Origin of the sequence: Psychromonas sp. SA13A (genome assembly GCF_011378715.1) — a bacterium.
Taxonomy (GTDB): domain Bacteria; phylum Pseudomonadota; class Gammaproteobacteria; order Enterobacterales; family Psychromonadaceae; genus Psychromonas.
This window is the reverse complement of sequence record NZ_WTKU01000001.1, coordinates 42,660-60,527: the sequence shown is the minus strand read 5'-3', so window position 1 is coordinate 60,527 and position 17,868 is coordinate 42,660. Positions and strand designations below refer to the sequence as shown.

The 17,868-nt window shown below is 37.3% G+C and carries 17 protein-coding genes; 7 read left to right on the top strand and 10 right to left on the bottom strand.

Features of this window, described 5'->3' with window-relative positions:
* Positions 1–252 precede the first annotated feature (252 nt).
* The 5 genes from GQR44_RS00300 (at position 253) to GQR44_RS00280 (ending at position 5,167) form a co-directional block, all read left to right on the top strand.
* Positions 253–1,017 (top strand): ETEC_3214 domain-containing protein, encoded by a 765-nt coding sequence (locus GQR44_RS00300; protein WP_166368081.1) that lies wholly within the window; start codon positions 253–255, stop codon positions 1,015–1,017.
* 30 nt (positions 1,018–1,047) lie between these two features.
* Positions 1,048–1,647, top strand: coding sequence for an LPP20 family lipoprotein (locus GQR44_RS00295; RefSeq protein ID WP_028870413.1), 600 nt, complete (start codon positions 1,048–1,050; stop codon positions 1,645–1,647).
* 55 nt (positions 1,648–1,702) lie between these two features.
* Entirely contained in the window at positions 1,703–3,028 is a 1,326-nt protein-coding gene (locus tag GQR44_RS00290) for a transglycosylase SLT domain-containing protein (protein ID WP_166368079.1), read from the top strand.
* An 18-nt stretch (positions 3,029–3,046) separates the two neighbouring features.
* Positions 3,047–4,042, top strand: coding sequence for an LPP20 family lipoprotein (locus tag GQR44_RS00285; protein ID WP_166368077.1), 996 nt, complete (start codon positions 3,047–3,049; stop codon positions 4,040–4,042).
* A gap of 81 nt (positions 4,043–4,123) precedes the next feature.
* Positions 4,124–5,167, top strand: a complete 1,044-nt coding sequence (locus tag GQR44_RS00280) for a hypothetical protein (protein WP_166368075.1) — start codon at positions 4,124–4,126, stop codon at positions 5,165–5,167.
* Between the two features lie 396 nt (positions 5,168–5,563).
* Here the strand turns inward: GQR44_RS00280 and GQR44_RS00275 are convergent, their stop codons facing one another.
* The 6 genes from GQR44_RS00275 to GQR44_RS00250 form a co-directional block, all read right to left on the bottom strand.
* A complete protein-coding gene (locus GQR44_RS00275) occupies positions 5,564–6,547 on the bottom strand; it encodes a hypothetical protein (RefSeq protein WP_166368073.1) in 984 nt (327 codons plus the stop codon).
* 105 nt (positions 6,548–6,652) lie between these two features.
* Entirely contained in the window at positions 6,653–7,681 is a 1,029-nt protein-coding gene (locus tag GQR44_RS00270; protein ID WP_166368071.1) for a DUF2955 domain-containing protein, read from the bottom strand.
* A gap of 170 nt (positions 7,682–7,851) precedes the next feature.
* Positions 7,852–8,910, bottom strand: coding sequence for an HlyD family secretion protein (locus tag GQR44_RS00265; RefSeq protein WP_166368069.1), 1,059 nt, complete (start codon positions 8,908–8,910; stop codon positions 7,852–7,854).
* 11 nt (positions 8,911–8,921) lie between these two features.
* On the bottom strand, positions 8,922–9,392 hold the full coding sequence (gene slyA, locus GQR44_RS00260) for a transcriptional regulator SlyA (protein ID WP_166368067.1): 471 nt from the start codon (positions 9,390–9,392) through the stop codon (positions 8,922–8,924).
* A gap of 319 nt (positions 9,393–9,711) precedes the next feature.
* On the bottom strand, positions 9,712–10,560 hold the full coding sequence (gene fghA / locus GQR44_RS00255; RefSeq protein WP_166368065.1) for an S-formylglutathione hydrolase: 849 nt from the start codon (positions 10,558–10,560) through the stop codon (positions 9,712–9,714).
* Positions 10,561–10,688: 128 nt separating this feature from the next.
* Entirely contained in the window at positions 10,689–11,822 is a 1,134-nt protein-coding gene (locus GQR44_RS00250) for an S-(hydroxymethyl)glutathione dehydrogenase/class III alcohol dehydrogenase (RefSeq protein ID WP_166368063.1), read from the bottom strand.
* Between the two features lie 107 nt (positions 11,823–11,929).
* Between GQR44_RS00250 and GQR44_RS00245 the strand changes: the two genes are divergently transcribed.
* On the top strand, positions 11,930–12,796 hold the full coding sequence (locus tag GQR44_RS00245) for a LysR family transcriptional regulator (RefSeq protein ID WP_166368061.1): 867 nt from the start codon (positions 11,930–11,932) through the stop codon (positions 12,794–12,796).
* A gap of 82 nt (positions 12,797–12,878) precedes the next feature.
* Here GQR44_RS00245 and GQR44_RS00240 read toward each other — a convergent pair whose 3' ends face one another.
* From GQR44_RS00240 to GQR44_RS00225, 4 genes are all read right to left on the bottom strand, one after another.
* Entirely contained in the window at positions 12,879–13,103 is a 225-nt protein-coding gene (locus GQR44_RS00240) for a phosphate ABC transporter substrate-binding protein (RefSeq protein ID WP_166368059.1), read from the bottom strand.
* 438 nt (positions 13,104–13,541) lie between these two features.
* Entirely contained in the window at positions 13,542–14,336 is a 795-nt protein-coding gene (locus tag GQR44_RS00235) for a DUF2971 domain-containing protein (protein ID WP_166368057.1), read from the bottom strand.
* A gap of 59 nt (positions 14,337–14,395) precedes the next feature.
* Positions 14,396–15,067 carry a dienelactone hydrolase family protein gene (locus GQR44_RS00230; RefSeq protein ID WP_166368055.1) on the bottom strand — a complete coding sequence of 224 codons (672 nt, stop codon included), beginning with the start codon at positions 15,065–15,067 and terminating at the stop codon, positions 14,396–14,398.
* A gap of 87 nt (positions 15,068–15,154) precedes the next feature.
* A complete protein-coding gene (locus GQR44_RS00225; protein WP_166368961.1) occupies positions 15,155–15,622 on the bottom strand; it encodes an Lrp/AsnC family transcriptional regulator in 468 nt (155 codons plus the stop codon).
* 338 nt (positions 15,623–15,960) lie between these two features.
* Here GQR44_RS00225 and leuA point away from each other — a divergent pair, with 338 nt between their 5' ends.
* Positions 15,961–17,697, top strand: coding sequence for a 2-isopropylmalate synthase (gene leuA, locus GQR44_RS00220; protein WP_166368053.1), 1,737 nt, complete (start codon positions 15,961–15,963; stop codon positions 17,695–17,697).
* Positions 17,698–17,868 lie beyond the last annotated feature (171 nt).

Sequence of the window (17,868 nt, the reverse complement as noted above, 5' to 3'; positions counted from 1 at the left end):
AAATGATACAACACTGAACTCACGTGTTTTTTAATTAAATAAAGTCAATAAATAATATTAATAAAGCCTTTTTAAATGTAATAACCTATAAAGTGTGATCTCTGTTCTTAAATGTATTGTTAAAATCTATAAAAGTTCAATTTTTTCTTCGCTTTTTTATTAAAAAAACCTTAGTATTTCCACGATGTTACCACTTAGGTGGTATTTTTTTTATTGGAAATAAACTATTTGTACGCAAATAGAGGTGAATGGATGCAACAAAGCGATACAGATACTCCCGCAAATAATAACTCTACCTTGTTAGTAAAGATAAAAAATATCTCTTTTACGGTGGTGTTGATTATGTTGTCGCTTGGGCAGTGGAATGATACTAAAGAAGCCGTTGTTAGTGTTTATGAGGAAGTGATTTCAAGGTTTACCAACGAAATAGAATATAAGCGTATTAGCAAATTGCGGATTGGACTTACTGAGCGTTATACGGAGCAAATCCTAGGATCTCCTCAAGTCATTAAACCTTCTAAATTAGATGATGATCTTCAATATTATTATTACAACAGTGAAAAATTTTTATTGGTTACTTTTATTAAAAACCAACGTTTGAATGGTTTTACCGTATTCAGTAAAAAAGCTGATTTTTTAGCACCGGTTGCTTATATCAACAAGCAACTTAATACGCTGGATATTAAACAATACCTACCTTCACAGGAGTCAATACTAACTAATGTCGGTAGTTTGGAATATTTCTCAGAAAGTTATGAGTTAAGCCGTAACTTAATGTTCTATAACTTATTGTTAGGGCATGTGAACTACAGCAATGCGCCTACACCTTATAGCCAAACTATTATTGACGTTAACCATGAGTTGAACTCAGTTGAAGAGTTTGATTTTTCCTCAGTGACATTTTCATCACCATTAATACCCAATTTTTATTCTATTACTGAATTGTCTAACGAAATAATGCTGGAATCTCTATTAAGCAATTATGAGATGAGTGCGTTATTTAACAATCATTATTAATTACTTCGTTATTTAAAAAAAGGATCTCCAATGTTTAAAAAAACAGCACTCACATTCTCGTTAGTAACGGTATTAACTGCTTGCCAAAGCACTTCAAGTGTTAACGATGTGCAGTCATTAGCTTGTTTTTACCCTGACGCGCCAAAGGAAGAAGCGCCGCAATGGGTGTGTGGTGTAACACCAACAGGATTGGAAATTAGTGCGACAGGCTATGCTAAGAAAAATGTAGCAGGGGCAAGTATTATGAATGATATTTCCATCAATGACGCACGCGTGAATCTAGGTCGTCAATTCGAAGTTAATGTACAAAGTATTTTAAAAACGGCTTCAACGTCTTCTACTAATACAACTACTGAAGGTGTTAGTGAAAATGTAGATGAATACTTTGAAAATGTCACAAAAAGTATCTCAAGCACCACTTTAAATAACTCAAGAATCATTACTAAACGTACTAGTCCCGCTGGTGGTTTGTATACGTTAGTAGGTATGGACAAGGCGACTTTCGATATGAACTTTTCTAAAGTGATCCAAAAAGCAGAAGCAAAGGATGCCGAGTTATGGTCTAAGTTCAATGACAAAAAGACCGCTGATGAACTTGCAAACGTGCTTTCAAAATTAAAAAACAAATAATATAGGAAGCCACATCACTGATATTTTCTGAGTGATGTGGCTTTTCTGAGGTCATATGAAAAAATTTATAACTAGCCTATTCGTTATCTCTTTAGCACTTAGCCCACTGGCAAGTTCAGACAATGTATTTGATGAATTTGATGCAGAAATGAATGAGTTTGAATCCCCTGACAATGACAAAATAGTCGAAGAGTATATTTCTTTTGTTAGTGGGTATTTAGCTGAATATGACACTTGGAGAAAGGAGTATTTAAACGGGTTCGATTACAAACAAACTCAAATTATTATGCAATGGGGTGAAACTACTGCAAAAGATATAAATAATGTTGTTTATTCTGAAGACTTAAAAACCAGAGAACTTGTTGACTACGATAACAATCAGGCTGTGGTTGAAATACTCGTTCCTGCGGATACTACTGCAGCTGAGAGTGAAAAAATATTAACGTCATATCTTGCTAAAGATGAAAATAAATCAGAAGTAAAACAAGCTCTTGATAAAGTCGTTAAGGCCAAGAATATTCAGTTAAATGAGATTAAATTCGATACTGAACAAGAAAAAAATGCCAAGGAAGTGATCAAAAAGCAAACGCTCGCTTATAAGAATGAAGCAGATCTAAAAGCAGATAAGCTACAAGAAACTCAAGCAAGTGTGCCTGAAAGTATTATTGAAAAATCTGTTGAGTTACAAAAAAAGACTCTAGAAAAAGAAGAGGCACAACGTATTGCAACTGTTGAAGCACAATATGCAGCGCTGAGAGAAAAAACAAAGGTGACACCGCCTACTTATAAAGTTCTTAAATATACCGCTAAATTACCGGCTAACAGCCTCAGTAAAAGAGCCAAAAAATACAAGCCATTTGCTGAAAAAGAGAGCCAACGCTTCGATATTCCCGTGGCGCTAGTGATGGCTATTATGCATTCCGAATCTGCTTTTCAACCGAAGGCTAAATCAGCGGTTCCTGCTTATGGTTTAATGCAAATAGTGCCACGCACTGCCGGTCATGACGTGAATAAAATGATTCGAAAAATAGATAAACCAATGCAAGTTAAAGAGTTGTATGTGCCTAGTATTAACGTTGAAACGGGCAGTGCTTATTTGAGTATTTTAGATAAACGTTATTTGAAGTCGATAACCGATCCAAAGAGTCGTTTGTATTGCACTATCGCAGCCTACAACACCGGTGCAGGTAATGTCGCAAAAGTCTTTAATAACAGTGGTAACACCAGAAATATTAACAAAGCGGCACGGGTTATTAACACATTATCGCCTGAGCAAGTGTATAACGCTTTAATGAATAAACTGCCTTACGATGAAACTAAGCATTACTTAAAAAAAGTGTCTAAACGAATCGCCTTATACGAAACAAAATCTGCAATATAATCTGCTATAGGAAAAATGATGATTAAATGTAAGCAGTATTTTAAGCCTTTATTTGTTGCTATGACAGGGCTTGTACTTTTAAGTGCATGTTCATCTAATTCAGGTAATGAAAACGTGCCTGAGTGGGTGCTTTCACCTACTCAAGATAATCAACAATATATGTATGGCGTTGGTGTTGGCAAGGGGCTTGAAGAAGCCAAGCAACATGCATTAAAAGAGATTGCCGGTAAATTTTCGGTCAGTGTTAACAGCGATACATTACACAAGCAGTCTTTACATAATGGGCAAGTAGATCAGCTTTTTTCACAAAAAATTAATACTCAAGTGAAAGATATTGAGTTTACGCAGGTGGAGCAAAAAAAGGCTGAAAAGGTAGAACAACAATATTTTGTAGAAATTGCTATCTCGAGAAATGAGTTTATTAAGGATAAAAAATCTAAGCTGACAACCATCACCAATCACATAGATACTAGGCTGCATAATATAAGTAGTAAAAGTAAGATTGAACAGCTTTACGCCTATAACAAAGTTCAAGCCAGTGTAGCTGAAGCTGAGCCGCTATTGTATTTGATTGCAGTTGCCGATAGTGAATTTGATTTAACACCTTATACGCGTTTATTTCAGGAGTATTCATTAGCCGAAGCGCAATTACTTGCAAGTACCCACTTTTATATTCAATCAACGAGTAATGTATCCCCCATTGCAGAACAACTAAATGACCTGATACAAACACATGGGTTCCAAGTTGCTAGCCGTAAAAGTAAAGCTGATGCCATTATTCAGGTGCAAGGAAAAACAAAGAACAGTTTGGCTTTTTCTGTTTATAGCACACGTATTAACTTTAGTTTCTTAGTTAAATCCAACTCCGGCAAGGTTTACAGCAAAAAATCATATCTGCTTAATGGTTCTTCTGTGACGGCCTACCAACAAGCTTATGAAAGTGCCGTGAGTAAATTCTTAACCGTGGTTGAAAACCGCTCCGATGTTTATCAGTTATTGGGATTTGATGAGTAAACGATACTGATAACGAGTACAAATTAATTAAATAAGCGCATTTCAGCATATTTAACTTTGCATATTAAAAGGAAGTAGTACATGAAGAAAAAATTATTAGTTGTCGCAGTATCTGCAACGTTGGGCCTTACTGGTTGTATACAAACAAAAGAAAATATTCGCGAATATACTGATGTTTCAATGCAAAAAGCAGATATCTTACCAAGCAAAGAAACCCTTGCTGGTGCGAAGCAAAAAATAGTGATTTTTCCTGCAGATACAACAGATACTCCATTAGGTAAATCAAGCCATACCGGCACTGCTATTTCCACTGCATTAGAAACTCATCTTGCGGAGGTAGGGGTTGAAATAGTAGATAGAAATATTGCAAAAAAGCTTAAAAAAGAACTCGCCCTAGCAGAGTCAAAGGGTAAGTCGCAATATAATGGTCCTGATGTTGCTAACTATGCTATTACGGGTAATGTTTCAAACGCTTCTCTCTCTTATGATTTTACAGCGCGAAAGTCGTACACAAATGATGATGGTAAAACCAGTGTGACACCTGCGCACTGTCGTTTCACGGCGACGGTTGCTGCTAATTTAAAACTCTATAAATTACCAGGATTAGCTTATTCAAAGACCATTACAACAGAAGACAAAGCTTCCTTTTCAACCGATACTAGTAATAGTCGATGCCCTATCAGTAATGCATCTGCTAATGCTTTAATACGTAAAGCAGCTAAAGCCGGTGTTGAGAGTAATAGAGCAAAATTCCAAAACTTCTTTTCACCTAAAGCCTACGTGTTAGAGCGAAAAGTAAATGGCGATAAAAGTTTATTTAAAATATCAGCAGGTAAGAATTTTGGCTTTAAACCTGAATCAACGATTACCTTTTATAACTTAGAAGTTAAAGCGAATCCATTAACCGGTGATGTTGCTATCGAGGAATATGCAGTTGTTGAAGGTACGATAACGAGCAACCTTATTAGTGATCATTTTGCTTGGATTTTAGTGGATGACGAATATGCAGATCAAGTTAAGTTAGGCGACTACGTTAAAGTTAAATATGAGAAATCTACCTTCGGTGATCTTACGACTAAAATGACCACTAGTTTTAATAGCGGCTTAAAAAACATGTTTAACTAAGCTTGGTTTAATTAAGTTTAGGTTTAACTCAATATAGATTAATTAGCCACTGTAGTCAGTCATAAAAAAATACATCAGGTTTATTTTTATGGCTGATTTTTTACTTGTCTTTTCCTGCTTTTGTTCATCTTCTTAATACTTACACATTTTCAATTAAGCATATTCAATTAAACATGCCCATTAATTAACTTTGTACACTTTCAGTAAGCGCGCTAATAGCTTTAAATTTAAAGGTGTTTGTCAATTTATAACCGTGAATTTAAAACACTGAATTACAAGCTGTTAGTTTAGAGGAGCGAGTTTAAAGGCAATAGTTTAGATGAATGAGTTTAAAGCACAGGGAACTGTATTTTACCTGTGCTTTAACAAATAAACTTTATACTTTCTGATGTTGTTTTATTGCATTTGTAATTTAAACTGTTCAATAATCTGTTTATGTTTTTGCGCTAAAACACCTTCTTTCACAGTAGGAATTCGCATTAAATCGATTTCTTTATTGCTCTTAGAAAACTCGCTTGCAAAATGCGCTGCTAGTTCATGTTTACGACTTTGTTGAGACAAGTCGGCAATATCTGCAATATCAATATCAGGGTCAAAACGATGAAAGCCTTGATAACTAAAATGTTTATCTACATGTAAATCACTTAGGCGAATAAACTCCTGCATTAAAGCGCGGCTCAATGCATTTAAAGACAGTTCATCTACCATTAAATAAAGTGTCGCATTGTCCATCTCTGGCAAAGTGCTGCGTTCCGTTTGTTGAACTTTTATATCGACTAGCCATAAACCATTAGGTCGTTGTTGCGCTTCTAACAAGCTCAGTTGGCTATTGTCATAATTTATTTTATTCAGTACTTGGTTGATTTTTTGTTCTGTACTTGTTGTCGCTATAGGCTCACTTATACATTGATCTTTATCGTAAAACTCTGCCATTAAAGGAAGATCAATATGAGTGTTAAAAGGCGTGGTTGTACTATCGTTAAGTGTTAATTTGAATAGCTCTCTCACTTCATGTTCGCGTGATTTTTTTATCGCTAAAAAAACACTTTGAATAATTTCAGAGGTAGGCAGTTCTGGCTCTACACGCCATTTTCGACCAAATAATAACTTAAGCTGGCTTTCTTTTTGAGTTGATTTTTTATGGTAGTTATCGTGACCTACAACGCCTACTTGTATATAAATACCCGATAGTTCCTGAGCTGCAAACACAACATATCTCGGATCATACTCAATATCACAAATGAGTGCTTCGACACTTTGCAGAGTATGGTGATAGGTTAAGTAGTGTTGGGGCACACAGTAGTCACCATTACTTAGTAAAATTTTTGGCGCTTTAGGCATCACCTTTTCACCTAAACGCAGGGGAACTTCTTTAACCATCTGAAAAACCTTGTCATGTTCATATCTGAGTCAATACGTTATTGGCTCAACTAAAGTTCACTGAATATGCAAAAGACCTCGAATATCAATAAAAAATTTCAGTTATTAATATCCAAAACGAGTGGCTTCAAAGCGATTTAATAATCTATGTAACGAATAGCAAAGGAATAGGGTGATAATAATTGCCACTGCAATGCTACTGATACGATAAAAAGCACTAAATATTAAATCATTATCAGGACTTAAATATTGTCCGAAAAGAATGCCTAAGGTGGTCATAGCACCAAAACCAATACTTGAACCTCCTCCTTCTCGAACATGAAATTGACTAAATAACATCAGACCAATCCAGAAAATGGGAACGACTAATAACAATTGGCTGGACCAGTCATAAAGCAAGATTTGTACACTCATTCCAAAGGTGACACCAATGATTGTTCCTACCGCCCGTTTACGAGCATAACCAATCACACCATTCCAATGCATTGGGAATAGGATCAAGATTGTACTGGCTTGAGCTGACATTGAATCTTGTAAGTTAAATGTCTGAAAAATAAGGAATGAAATAGTGGCAATGGTTGCGCCTAACAAAGCTTCGTGACGCATCCTGTGTGTCGCTTTGGGCCCTGGTTTATGAGCTGTTCTAGGTTCTGTATCGGGTATAATGGCCATCATGACATAGGCAATGATCACAGACAGAACCGTTGCCCAAAAATTATTAAATAGCAGTTCATTTAAGTTGGTATTTGGGTAACTGGCAAAGTGCAACATAATGCTGAGCATTAATACACCATTAGCTCCAAACAGAAATAAAGCGCCTCGAGACATGAGTGCAAATCGATAAATAAATAATAAAAACACAACCAGTACCATCATTCCAGGCGAGCCCATTAATAAACTACCGATTAATCCGACCTCAATAATAGCCATCACCGATGAAGCGATAAGTTGGCGCATAGCATGAGCAGACATAACGGGGACTAAACCAAGTAAGATCATTGGGGTAACGGTATAGAAAATTCCATACTGCCAATCAAATATTTTACACAGTGCAAAACCTAGGGTTGCGCCTGTTGCAACCCGTAAACACTGGCGTAGGTCATTGCTGGTTAATGGGTTTTTACGTGTTTGCATGATAATGCGATACCTTTATTGTACTTTTTTGTCTGTGTCGGCCTGCAGTGAAAGTTCTTTTGAACCCCATGCGATAATAAACCGAACCATGGTTAAGCTCATGAACATAGAAATGAATCTAGAAATGAACTTAGCCATGAATGCAAAATCAGAAGGACTTTGTTTTATCACTAGTAGATATAATGCAACAGCCCGATTATTTTAATCTGTGCTTTGGCGAATAAAGCGAGAAGACTATTATCAGATAATAGCTGTACCGTCGCTCTAGCTCCTGCAGGGAGCCGGTTCGCTAGCGGCTGGTCTAAAGATAAATGCAACCTTAAACGTTGTGCATCTCGTACCCAACGCGTGGACTGTTGTGGAGTTGCTAATCGGCCATTAGCATCGAATTGACCCGCACTCACTCCAGCATCGATACCGCTTACGGTCGCTGAATATAGATGGCCTGGGTCACCATCAAAGGTAACTAATGCAGCTGAGTTAATATTTACACCCCGTAAACTCTTCTCTCTAAAGTCGGCGATAATATCTACTCTTTCAGAGACCAAAGCGAGTAACGGTTGGCCGATTGTCGCAAAGCTTCCCACCTCTAATTGCAGGTTGGTGACAATACCATCTTGATCCGCATGGATTTGAGTGTAAGAAAGGTCCAACTTAGCTTGTGCTAAACGGTTTTGGGCCTGTCGTAATTTGAGATTTTTATCACCATAACTGCCACGACTAATTTTAAGTTTTTGTAAGCGGGCATTAGCCGCTAAAAGGTTAGCTTCAGCAGCGTCTGCATCACTATCTACTTGATCTTTTTGTTGTCGTGAAACACCATGAGAAACAAATAATGCATCAAGACGTTTCGCTTCACTACGTTTCTGCTGCGCATTGCTTTTACTTGCATACACATCCGCTTTAGCTGCCGCGAGTGACGCATCTAACTCTGCATTATCTTGCTTGGCTTGCTCTAGGGCTAATTGAGATTGCGCGAGCGCCAATTGATAAGGCGTAGGGTCGATTTGGAAAAGTAAATCTCCCTTTGTTACTGTTTGATTGTTGGTGACTGCAATGATGTTAACTTTACCGCTAATTTGCGGTGTTACTTTAGTCACGACTCGTGTTGCCATTGCTTGGGGTGTTAAAGGGATAATATTATCGGCCAGTAAAAAATAGCTAAAAATCATCATAAATCCAAGAATAGCGATTTTTACTAAACGGGCAAATTGTTGATCTGGTGTCATCTTAGTTCTCATCAATCGGTTGAAGTGATATTCGCCAGTTTTTCGTTGGCGTTAACAGTAATTAAACTCATAATACGTTCGAACTCATTAAGTTCAGTTGGGCTTATTCCTTCAAGCAAATCCATGCGGACTTCAATGATCCGTGCTTCTATTTTTTTTAAAATCTCTTTTCCTGCGGGCGTTAGTACCACAATTCTAGCTCGCTTATCTTTATCGCAGCTGTGTCGCTCAATCAATCCTTGTTGTTCTAATTGCCCCAAGGTACGCATTAACGAAGGTAGTTCGATTTCTAAAGCATTGGCTAATACTTTTTGGCTCACTTTGTCACCTAACCGCAATAATTTCCAAAGGGCGGTCCAACGTGGATAGGTTAACCCCAATGGTGCAAGCTCAATATCTGCAACATTACGCCATAACCTATGCAAGCGGGCGAGATGTTCAGCAAGTGATAGTTCCTTTAATCGCTCTAATTCTTGTCGCATATTTCTCATCCATATAAAATATAGTTAGCAAGCTAAGTATTATACTTAGTTAGCAGGCTAAGTAAACTTTCATTTGTATTTGAAAATAAATTAACGATGTTTGGGTTTTAAAGCGGTAAGAAACTAAACGGGGGAGTACATGGCAAAATAAATCGTTGATAAATGAGGGAGTTATGCCTTTATTATCAGAATCTAGGTTTTTTATTGCTTGGCTTAACTCGTGTCATTCAAATGTTAAGATTCAGCTAATGTCTTTCAATATGGAGGGATATGCGAGAACTAACATTATTGATTAGTTCTCGACAATTGGCCTAACCTTTTACAGCAAGCCTAAGTTTTTAGCATGGAACTGTAGGTGTGAATCAATATAACTGCTGATGAAGTAATAACTGTGGTCGTAACCTTCACGCATATTGAGTTGGAACTGGTTTAATTGAGTGTTAGCAATCGCGGCTAAATTTTCTGGTTTTAGCTGTTCTTGTAAAAACGAATCGTTGCTACCTTGGTCAATTAAAATAGGTTGATGTTTTTCTTGCTGTGCTAATAATTCACAACTGTCATAGGTTTTCCACTCTTCAACATTATCACCTAAATAAGCGCTAAATGCTTTTTCTCCCCATGGGCAATTAATAGGGTTACAGATTGGACTAAATGCACTGATTGATTGGTATAACTCAGGATTACGTAAACCAATGGTTAATGCGCCATGACCACCCATAGAGTGACCGCTGATCACACGTTGTTTGGTGACTGGGAAGTTAGCCTCTATTAAAGCTGGCAGCTCATTAACGATATAATCGTACATTTGATAATGCTTATTCCATGGTGCTTGTGTCGCATTCAAATAAAAACCTGCACCTAAACCAAGGTCGTAAGCTTTATCTTTATCGTCGGCTACATTATCACCACGTGGGCTGGTATCCGGTGCAACAATCGCAATACCTAACTCTGCTGCTAACTTTTGTGCGCCTGCTTTTTGCATAAAGTTTTCGTCGCTACAGGTTAAACCTGACAACCAATACATGACTGGTACTGGATTATTACTGCTTGCTTGCGGCGGTAAATAGATGGCAAAACGCATTTCACAGTTAAGTATGTTTGATGAGTGAGTATATTGTTTATGCCAACCTTCAAATAGTTTATTACTGCTGATATTTTCAAGGATCATAATATTGCTCGTTTTTAAATGAAGTAGACCAAACAGAGATCCTGCTTGGTCTATCAATGAGGATTTTAGCTATATACGTTAGTTATATGTTAGTTACGTATGTTAGCTAGGTACTTTATTTACGTATGCTATTTATGGTCGAAGTGAATAACACTGCGGATACTTTCACCACTGTGCATTAAATCGAAAGATTTATTGATATCTTCCAATGGCATAGTATGGGTAATAAAGTCACTCAACTTGAACTCTCCAGCCATATAACGTTCAACAATTGCTGGTAATTCAGAGCGACCTTTAACACCACCAAATGCAGTACCTCGCCATACACGCCCAGTCACTAACTGGAACGGACGAGTAGAAATTTCTTTACCAGCGCCAGCAACCCCAACGATCACTGATTCACCCCAACCTTTATGACAACACTCAAGTGCGCTGCGCATTACGTCAACATTACCGATACATTCAAACGAGTATTCAACACCGCCATCGGTCATTTCAACAATTACATCTTGGATAGGTTTGTCGTAGTCTTTAGGATTAATACAGTCGGTTGCACCTAGTTGTTTTGCTAATTCAAATTTACTTTCATTAATATCAACACCAATTATTCTGTTTGCGCCGGCCATTTTTGCACCGATGATAGCCGATAAACCAATACCACCTAAACCAAAGATGGCAACGTTATCGCCTTTTTCAACTTTAGCTGTATTTAATACCGCGCCCATACCTGTGGTAACACCACAACCTAATAAACATACTTCTTCAAGTGGTGCTTCTTTGCTTACTTTTGCTAATGAGATCTCTGGTAATACTGTGTATTCAGAGAATGTTGAACATCCCATGTAGTGGAAAATTGGTTGTCCGTCTTTATAGAAACGGCTAGTGCCATCTGGCATTACGCCGCGGCCTTGTGTTTCACGTACTGCGCTACATAGGTTAGTTTTACCTGATTTACAGAATTTACACTCACCGCACTCGGCCGTATAAAGTGGAATTACATGATCTCCGACACTAACACTAGTAACACCTTCGCCTATTTGTTCAACAATACCACCACCTTCATGGCCTAAAATAACAGGGAATAAGCCTTCTGGGTCTTCGCCAGACAAAGTAAATGCATCGGTATGGCAAACGCCAGAAGCGACTACTTTAACTAATACTTCACCTTTTCTAGGTAACATTACATCAACTTCTTCAATAACTAGTGGTTGATTTGGGCCCCAAGCGATTGCTGCTTTTGATTTAATAAATTGGTCTGTCATATTTACTCCGGTTATGTGTGTATTGCATTTTAATAGGTCTATTATATTTGTTTCTGGATTAATGATAATCTACCTAAAATGAAAATTACTTTTACTAGGTGGTAACAATGAAGTGGCAAGGTATTAATGAATTTGTAGCGGTAGCTGAAACCCAGAGTTTTTCATTAGCCGCTAAAAACCTCAATATATCAACCGCACAAGTAAGCCGTCAAATCAGTGCGCTGGAAAAACGTTTAAAGGTAAAACTGTTCTACCGTACCACACGTAAAGTGTCACTAACACAGGAAGCACAGCTATTTTATCAGCATTGTCGTCATCTATTAGATAGTCTTGATACCGCAGAACAAGCGATAACCAATCTGCAAAGTAGCCCCCAGGGGAAAATAAAGCTAACGGTGCCAGTTACCTATGGAGAGCAAAAAATATTGCCATTAGTGAATGACTTTGTAGCATTACATAACGAAATTGAAGTGACTACCGAGTTGACTAACCACCGTGTTGATTTAATTGATGGCGGCTTTGATATTGCTATTCGTTTAGGGCAATTACAAGACTCAACCTTAATCGCCAAACGATTGAGTCAACGTTTTAATTATGTGTGTGCCACGGAAGATTATTTACAAACACACGGCCAACCTCACTCGTTATCGGAGTTAAAACATCACAATTGTTTATTGGGCACGCGAGACTATTGGCGCTTCATTGAACAAGGTAAAGAAAAAGCGGTGAGGGTAAAGGGAAATTTACGCTGCAATAGTGGCTTATCGCTGGTGGATGCTGCATTAAAAAATATTGGTATTGTGCAGTTACCGGATTATTACGTGCAAACATATATAGAATCAGGCCAGTTAATGACTATTTTGGATCAGTTCAGAGAACCCGCAGAGGGCATTTGGGCGGTCTACCCACAGAATCGTTATATGTCACCTAAGATCCGTTTGTTAATCGATCATCTTGCCAAGCATTTACAATAAAAAATAAAGCGCGTACCAGTCTCCTAATACACGCTTTATGTTGTCAGCATTGGTTAATTAACTTCAATTCTAGTTTATTAGCTTAAGCATTTTTCCATTGTGTTTTACGATTTTTTTTCCAATTTCTTTGCTGTTTTGACCAGTAGTCATTACTGGTTTCTATGCCATGTGGAAAACAATGATTACATCCCATCTCTTCACCAACACAGATTCTGGAAATAAAAGTGCCTGAAATTTTACGAGGCATTGCTGCTAAGCCAGCTTCATTTACACCGTACGCTGAAATTAATTTATTTTCTTTTTTCATTTTCTCTCTCCTAGGAAATACCTAGAACAGAGAACCTTTTAGAAATTGTATTAACATAATTCCCCCTTAATCACTCCATTGAGCGCACATCACCATTAACTCTATTACAAGTTGGTACAACTTACAGAAGTGCTCAATGGGAAGAATTTACCATAGCATAATATGCCTAAAAATTAGTATAAAAATGTTGTTTGCTATTGATTTAATTGTCTTTAATCTATTTTAAGAATTTGGAAGTAATGGTCAGGAATAGTCGATGTGTTAAAAAGCTGTACATTGTTCGGATCAAAAAACAATCTGGTGCCCGCTCATTTGATTTCTGTAGGGATAGGTCCTCTTCTGATTAAGAAAGTAAATTCGCTGACAGGGCGAAAAAGGAGCTATTAAACACCGTTATGTTTTGACGAGGGAGGCTAGTTTTATTTCGTAGAAAAATTATTACTCCCATTGTTTATCTTTATATATTGGATGTTCAGGGATATAAATTTTAAATGTATTTTTAACAATTTCTGCTTTATATACTTTTATATTTAAAGCATATTTTTTATTTACTGCGTCTACTATAGATTTTATTTCACTAATTTTTTGTTCGTCAAATTTAACTCCAAGTATTATTGATTCCAGTAAATCTCTACGGTAGGGATGTATCCCTGCTTTTCTATGCATATCTAAGCATCTAATTTCATCTTCATATTGCCAATCTAGTCCTTTAATTAATAGGTCATGTTCAACATTCGTTTCATACAATTCCATAACTGGCTTAATTTTATGATACTCAACATAAAAAGATGATAAATATTTTTCTGAGTCGTTACTATTGTTAGGTATTTCATTTTTAAATTCTACAACTATCCCTTTATGATTATTTGCATAGTGTGCCCACATGAGTAAATTACATGGCTTAGTTGTTAATGAACAAATTCCGATATCATCTTTAATTGAATTCTGCCACTTTCCTTCGAGAACTGATCGTTTAATATTAGCAATCATCTTTTTTTTATTTAGGATCCTTTCTGATGCGTTATAGCCAAGCTCATCTGCTGCTTTCTTTAAAATCCTCTTATCAATGTTGTCTAGTTTTTCTAGTGAATATGAAGGTAAGCAATCAAATGGATCATTGAATTCATTTGGGTGAGTAAATTTCATTGTTGCATCTTTGATAAGGAATTTAGCACCATCGCTATACTCCATGTATTTATATTTAAATTGACCTTCATATAACTTAACGGACAAAAGAATAATTCCTTATTAAATTTTATAATTTACAAATACAAAGTACTCCAAAGTAAACCTTACTTCAGTACCTTTTGTAGCCATGCTGAAATATCTCTCAACTGCTCAGCGACTACCGTATGCGGCATCGGATATGAATACCACTGTACTTGATATCCGGCATTAACTAATAATTGATTAGCCATTTTACCTGCGCTAAAAGGCACCACGTCATCTTGCTCACCGTGTTGATGTAAAATCGGTGTTTGCTGATTTTCAAGGGCTAAAGATGCAGGTAATTGATCACCATTAGGTAAGTAGCATGACATCGCTAAAATACCCGCTAGTTTTTGCGTATATCTTAATCCAGTAAATAAGCTCATCACTCCACCTTGGCTAAAACCAGCCAATACTATTTTGTCACTGGCAATTCCGCTATCAAGTTGCTCTTGTATTAACCCTTGAATGATCTTTTCTGAATCAAGTACATCGGCTAAATTTGCTCGGTTATGTAACTCCATGCTTTTAATGTCATACCATGAGCGCATTACTGCACCTTGATTAATGGTCACTGCTTGTTCCGGTGCATGTGGGAAAACAAAGCGAATTTGATGATCCTGTGGTAATCGTAAGACCGGAACTATCGGTGAAAAACCAGCGCCAGAATCGCCTAATCCATGTAACCAAATTACACAGCATGTTGCTTTTGATGAAGGTTCGATGGTGATCCTATCTAATTGTGTTACTGACATTTGTGTGTCCTTTTTCGCTTACTTTGAGTGTTTCTGTGTGTACTTTAATCTGCACTATGTATAAATTTTTACCAGTTATTGTTTTTATTAATCAAGCGGTAATGCGGTTTTTTTAATAACTTCACGTAATACAAAACTTGAATGTACTCCGGTTACGCCTTCAAGTTTGGTAATGTGCCCCAATAGAAACTTCTCGTAATGCTGCATATCTCGTACTACTACTTTTAATAAAAAGTCTGCTGATTGCCCTGTGACAATTAGGCATTCTAATACTTCCGGTAATGATGTGACTTCTCTTTCAAAGTTTTCAAATCGTTCTGGGGTATGCCTATCCATACTAATGCCGATCATTGCGGTTAGGTTTAAACCCAAGGCAGCTGGTTTTAATAGAGTGACGTGTTTATCAATAATGCCTGACTCTTCTAGGCGTTTTACACGTCGAGAACAGGGGGTAGGGGATAAGCCAACACTGTCAGCTAACTCTAAATTACTGATCCGTGCATTACTTTGCATTAAGCGCAATATTTGTTTGTCAGTTCGGTCTAATTTGATCACTGAGTGCATGCTTTAACCTCTGTTTGGTTTTAATCACTACTATTGTTGGTTTAAATAGGTTTTTATTGCGATAATTTGCCATTAAATAAGCGAATTTGCAATCATTCACTCCATAAAATTGTTTATAGTTTCACTATGGATAGCGAGCGAAGTTTCTAACCGGAAACGGGTGGCAATAACCTTACCATGCTGAGCCAACTCGCTGATTCTTTTGTTTTATCTTAACCAGAGATAAAATAAAAGAGTCGTAACCAACTACTATGCAGACCAAAGACTAAGTAGGACAGAATAAGATAGCAACAAACCGTTAATCGAAGAATAGTTTTAGGGAATCTCTTATGTCAATGAATAGCAATCAGCCATCTAGCTTCAATCATAAAAAGTATCGTGCTTTTACGCCTATTCAAAAAACCGATAGACGTTGGCCAAATCGTACAATTACCCAGGCACCAGAGTGGTGTAGTGTTGATTTAAGAGATGGTAATCAAGCGCTGATCGAGCCAATGAGTCCAAGCCAGAAATTAGAGTTGTTTAAGCTATTAGTTGATGTTGGTTTTAAAGAGATTGAAGTGGGTTTTCCAGCCGCTTCAGCCCCTGACTTTGATTTTGTTCGTCAATTGATTGAGCAAGATTTAATTCCAGATGACGTAACGATTCAAGTATTAACACAGGCTAGAGAGCCTTTAATTGCACGTAGTTTTGAAGCCTTAAAAGGCGCTAAAAAAGCGATTGTACATTTGTATAATTCAACCTCTACGGTGCAACGTGAACAGGTTTTTAAAAAGTCGCGTGAAGAGATTAAGAGTATTGCAGTGCAAGGTGCGAAATGGGTAAAAGAGATGGCGTTACAACAACCTGATACCTATTGGTCTTTCCAGTATTCTCCTGAAAGCTTTACCGGTACAGAAATGGACTATGCATTAGAAGTATGTGATGCGGTGATAAATGTGTGGCAACCGACTGTTGATAACAAAGTGATCATCAACTTACCTGCGACAGTAGAAGTATCAACACCTAATGTTTATGCCGACCAAATTGAGTGGATTAACGATAATATTAGTCATCGAGAAGCAGTAAGGATCAGCCTACATACACATAATGACCGTGGCTGTGGTGTTGCTGCCGCTGAGTTAGGTGTGCTAGCAGGTGCAGATCGTATTGAAGGGACTTTATTAGGTAATGGTGAGCGTACTGGTAATATGGATATTGTCACCATGGCGATGAATATTTACAGCCAAGGCATTGACCCTGAATTAAACTTCTCAGATATGGATCGTATTATTTCAACCGTTGAGCGTTGTACGCAATTAGCGGTTCATCCTCGTCATGCTTATGCTGGTGAGCTTGTGTTTGCAGCCTTTTCAGGTAGCCATCAAGATGCGATAAATAAATGTATGAGTATTGATGCTGAGCAGCGAGAGCAAGATCCTGATGCACATTGGCAGGTGGCTTATTTACCTATTGATCCTCGAGATTTAGGTCGTTCTTATCAACAAGTTATTCGTATCAATAGCCAGTCAGGCAAAGGCGGTGTTGCTTATGTACTTGAGCAAGATTACGGCATTCAAATGCCACGTTGGATGCAAGTTGACTTTAGCCCATATATTCAAGAGTTTGCAGAAAAAAGCGAAGCAGAAGTAGGTCCTAAAGCGATTAAAGATATTTTTTCTAGTACTTATTTAAATCCACAACAAGCAGCTAAAATGGCTGATTACCAATTAAACCGCGAGGGTAATGTAGATACTTTACAGGTTGAATTAGAAATCGCAGACCAAGTTGTTGGTATTAAAGGCGAAGGTAAAGGTGTGTTAGATGCCTTTGTTAAAGGACTAAGCGCTAAGATTGGCTATGACATTGTATTACTTGATTATAATGAGCATGCTATGCCAAGTAAATTAGGCGCTGAAAATGAACAAGCCGAGGCAATGGCTTACGTACAAATTAGCATTAAAGGCCAGCGTTACTGTGCTGCATCACATTGCGAAGATATTGTGACTGCATCAATGCAAGCGGTATTAAATGCATTAGGTCGAAGTGGTGTAGAGATAGAATCGATTGTCTCGTTATCTGCTTAGAGCAAAGAAATGATAATTCGCTAGTGTTATAACGCAGCGATTAAAACGAAGGCTTCAACGATCATTTGATGATTATTGAAGCCTTTATGACATTAGCACTTATTACATTAGTGATAGACCGATTAAGTTAGATTTTTATTAATAGCCTATACTCGATTAATTAAGCATCAG

Excerpts from the sequence above, each read along its gene's own strand:
- GQR44_RS00300 (WP_166368081.1), top strand. The coding sequence starts at position 253 with ATGCAACAAAGCGATACAGATACTCCCGCAAATAATAACTCTACCTTG.
- GQR44_RS00295 (WP_028870413.1), top strand. The coding sequence starts at position 1,048 with ATGTTTAAAAAAACAGCACTCACATTCTCGTTAGTAACGGTATTAACT.
- GQR44_RS00290 (WP_166368079.1), top strand. The coding sequence starts at position 1,703 with ATGAAAAAATTTATAACTAGCCTATTCGTTATCTCTTTAGCACTTAGC.
- GQR44_RS00285 (WP_166368077.1), top strand. The coding sequence starts at position 3,047 with ATGATTAAATGTAAGCAGTATTTTAAGCCTTTATTTGTTGCTATGACA.
- GQR44_RS00280 (WP_166368075.1), top strand. The coding sequence starts at position 4,124 with ATGAAGAAAAAATTATTAGTTGTCGCAGTATCTGCAACGTTGGGCCTT.
- GQR44_RS00275 (WP_166368073.1), bottom strand. The coding sequence starts at position 6,547 with ATGGTTAAAGAAGTTCCCCTGCGTTTAGGTGAAAAGGTGATGCCTAAA.
- GQR44_RS00270 (WP_166368071.1), bottom strand. The coding sequence starts at position 7,681 with ATGCAAACACGTAAAAACCCATTAACCAGCAATGACCTACGCCAGTGT.
- GQR44_RS00265 (WP_166368069.1), bottom strand. The coding sequence starts at position 8,910 with ATGACACCAGATCAACAATTTGCCCGTTTAGTAAAAATCGCTATTCTT.
- slyA (WP_166368067.1), bottom strand. The coding sequence starts at position 9,392 with ATGCGACAAGAATTAGAGCGATTAAAGGAACTATCACTTGCTGAACAT.
- fghA (WP_166368065.1), bottom strand. The coding sequence starts at position 10,560 with ATGATCCTTGAAAATATCAGCAGTAATAAACTATTTGAAGGTTGGCAT.
- GQR44_RS00250 (WP_166368063.1), bottom strand. The coding sequence starts at position 11,822 with ATGACAGACCAATTTATTAAATCAAAAGCAGCAATCGCTTGGGGCCCA.
- GQR44_RS00245 (WP_166368061.1), top strand. The coding sequence starts at position 11,930 with ATGAAGTGGCAAGGTATTAATGAATTTGTAGCGGTAGCTGAAACCCAG.
- GQR44_RS00240 (WP_166368059.1), bottom strand. The coding sequence starts at position 13,103 with ATGAAAAAAGAAAATAAATTAATTTCAGCGTACGGTGTAAATGAAGCT.
- GQR44_RS00230 (WP_166368055.1), bottom strand. The coding sequence starts at position 15,067 with ATGTCAGTAACACAATTAGATAGGATCACCATCGAACCTTCATCAAAA.
- leuA (WP_166368053.1), top strand. The coding sequence starts at position 15,961 with ATGTCAATGAATAGCAATCAGCCATCTAGCTTCAATCATAAAAAGTAT.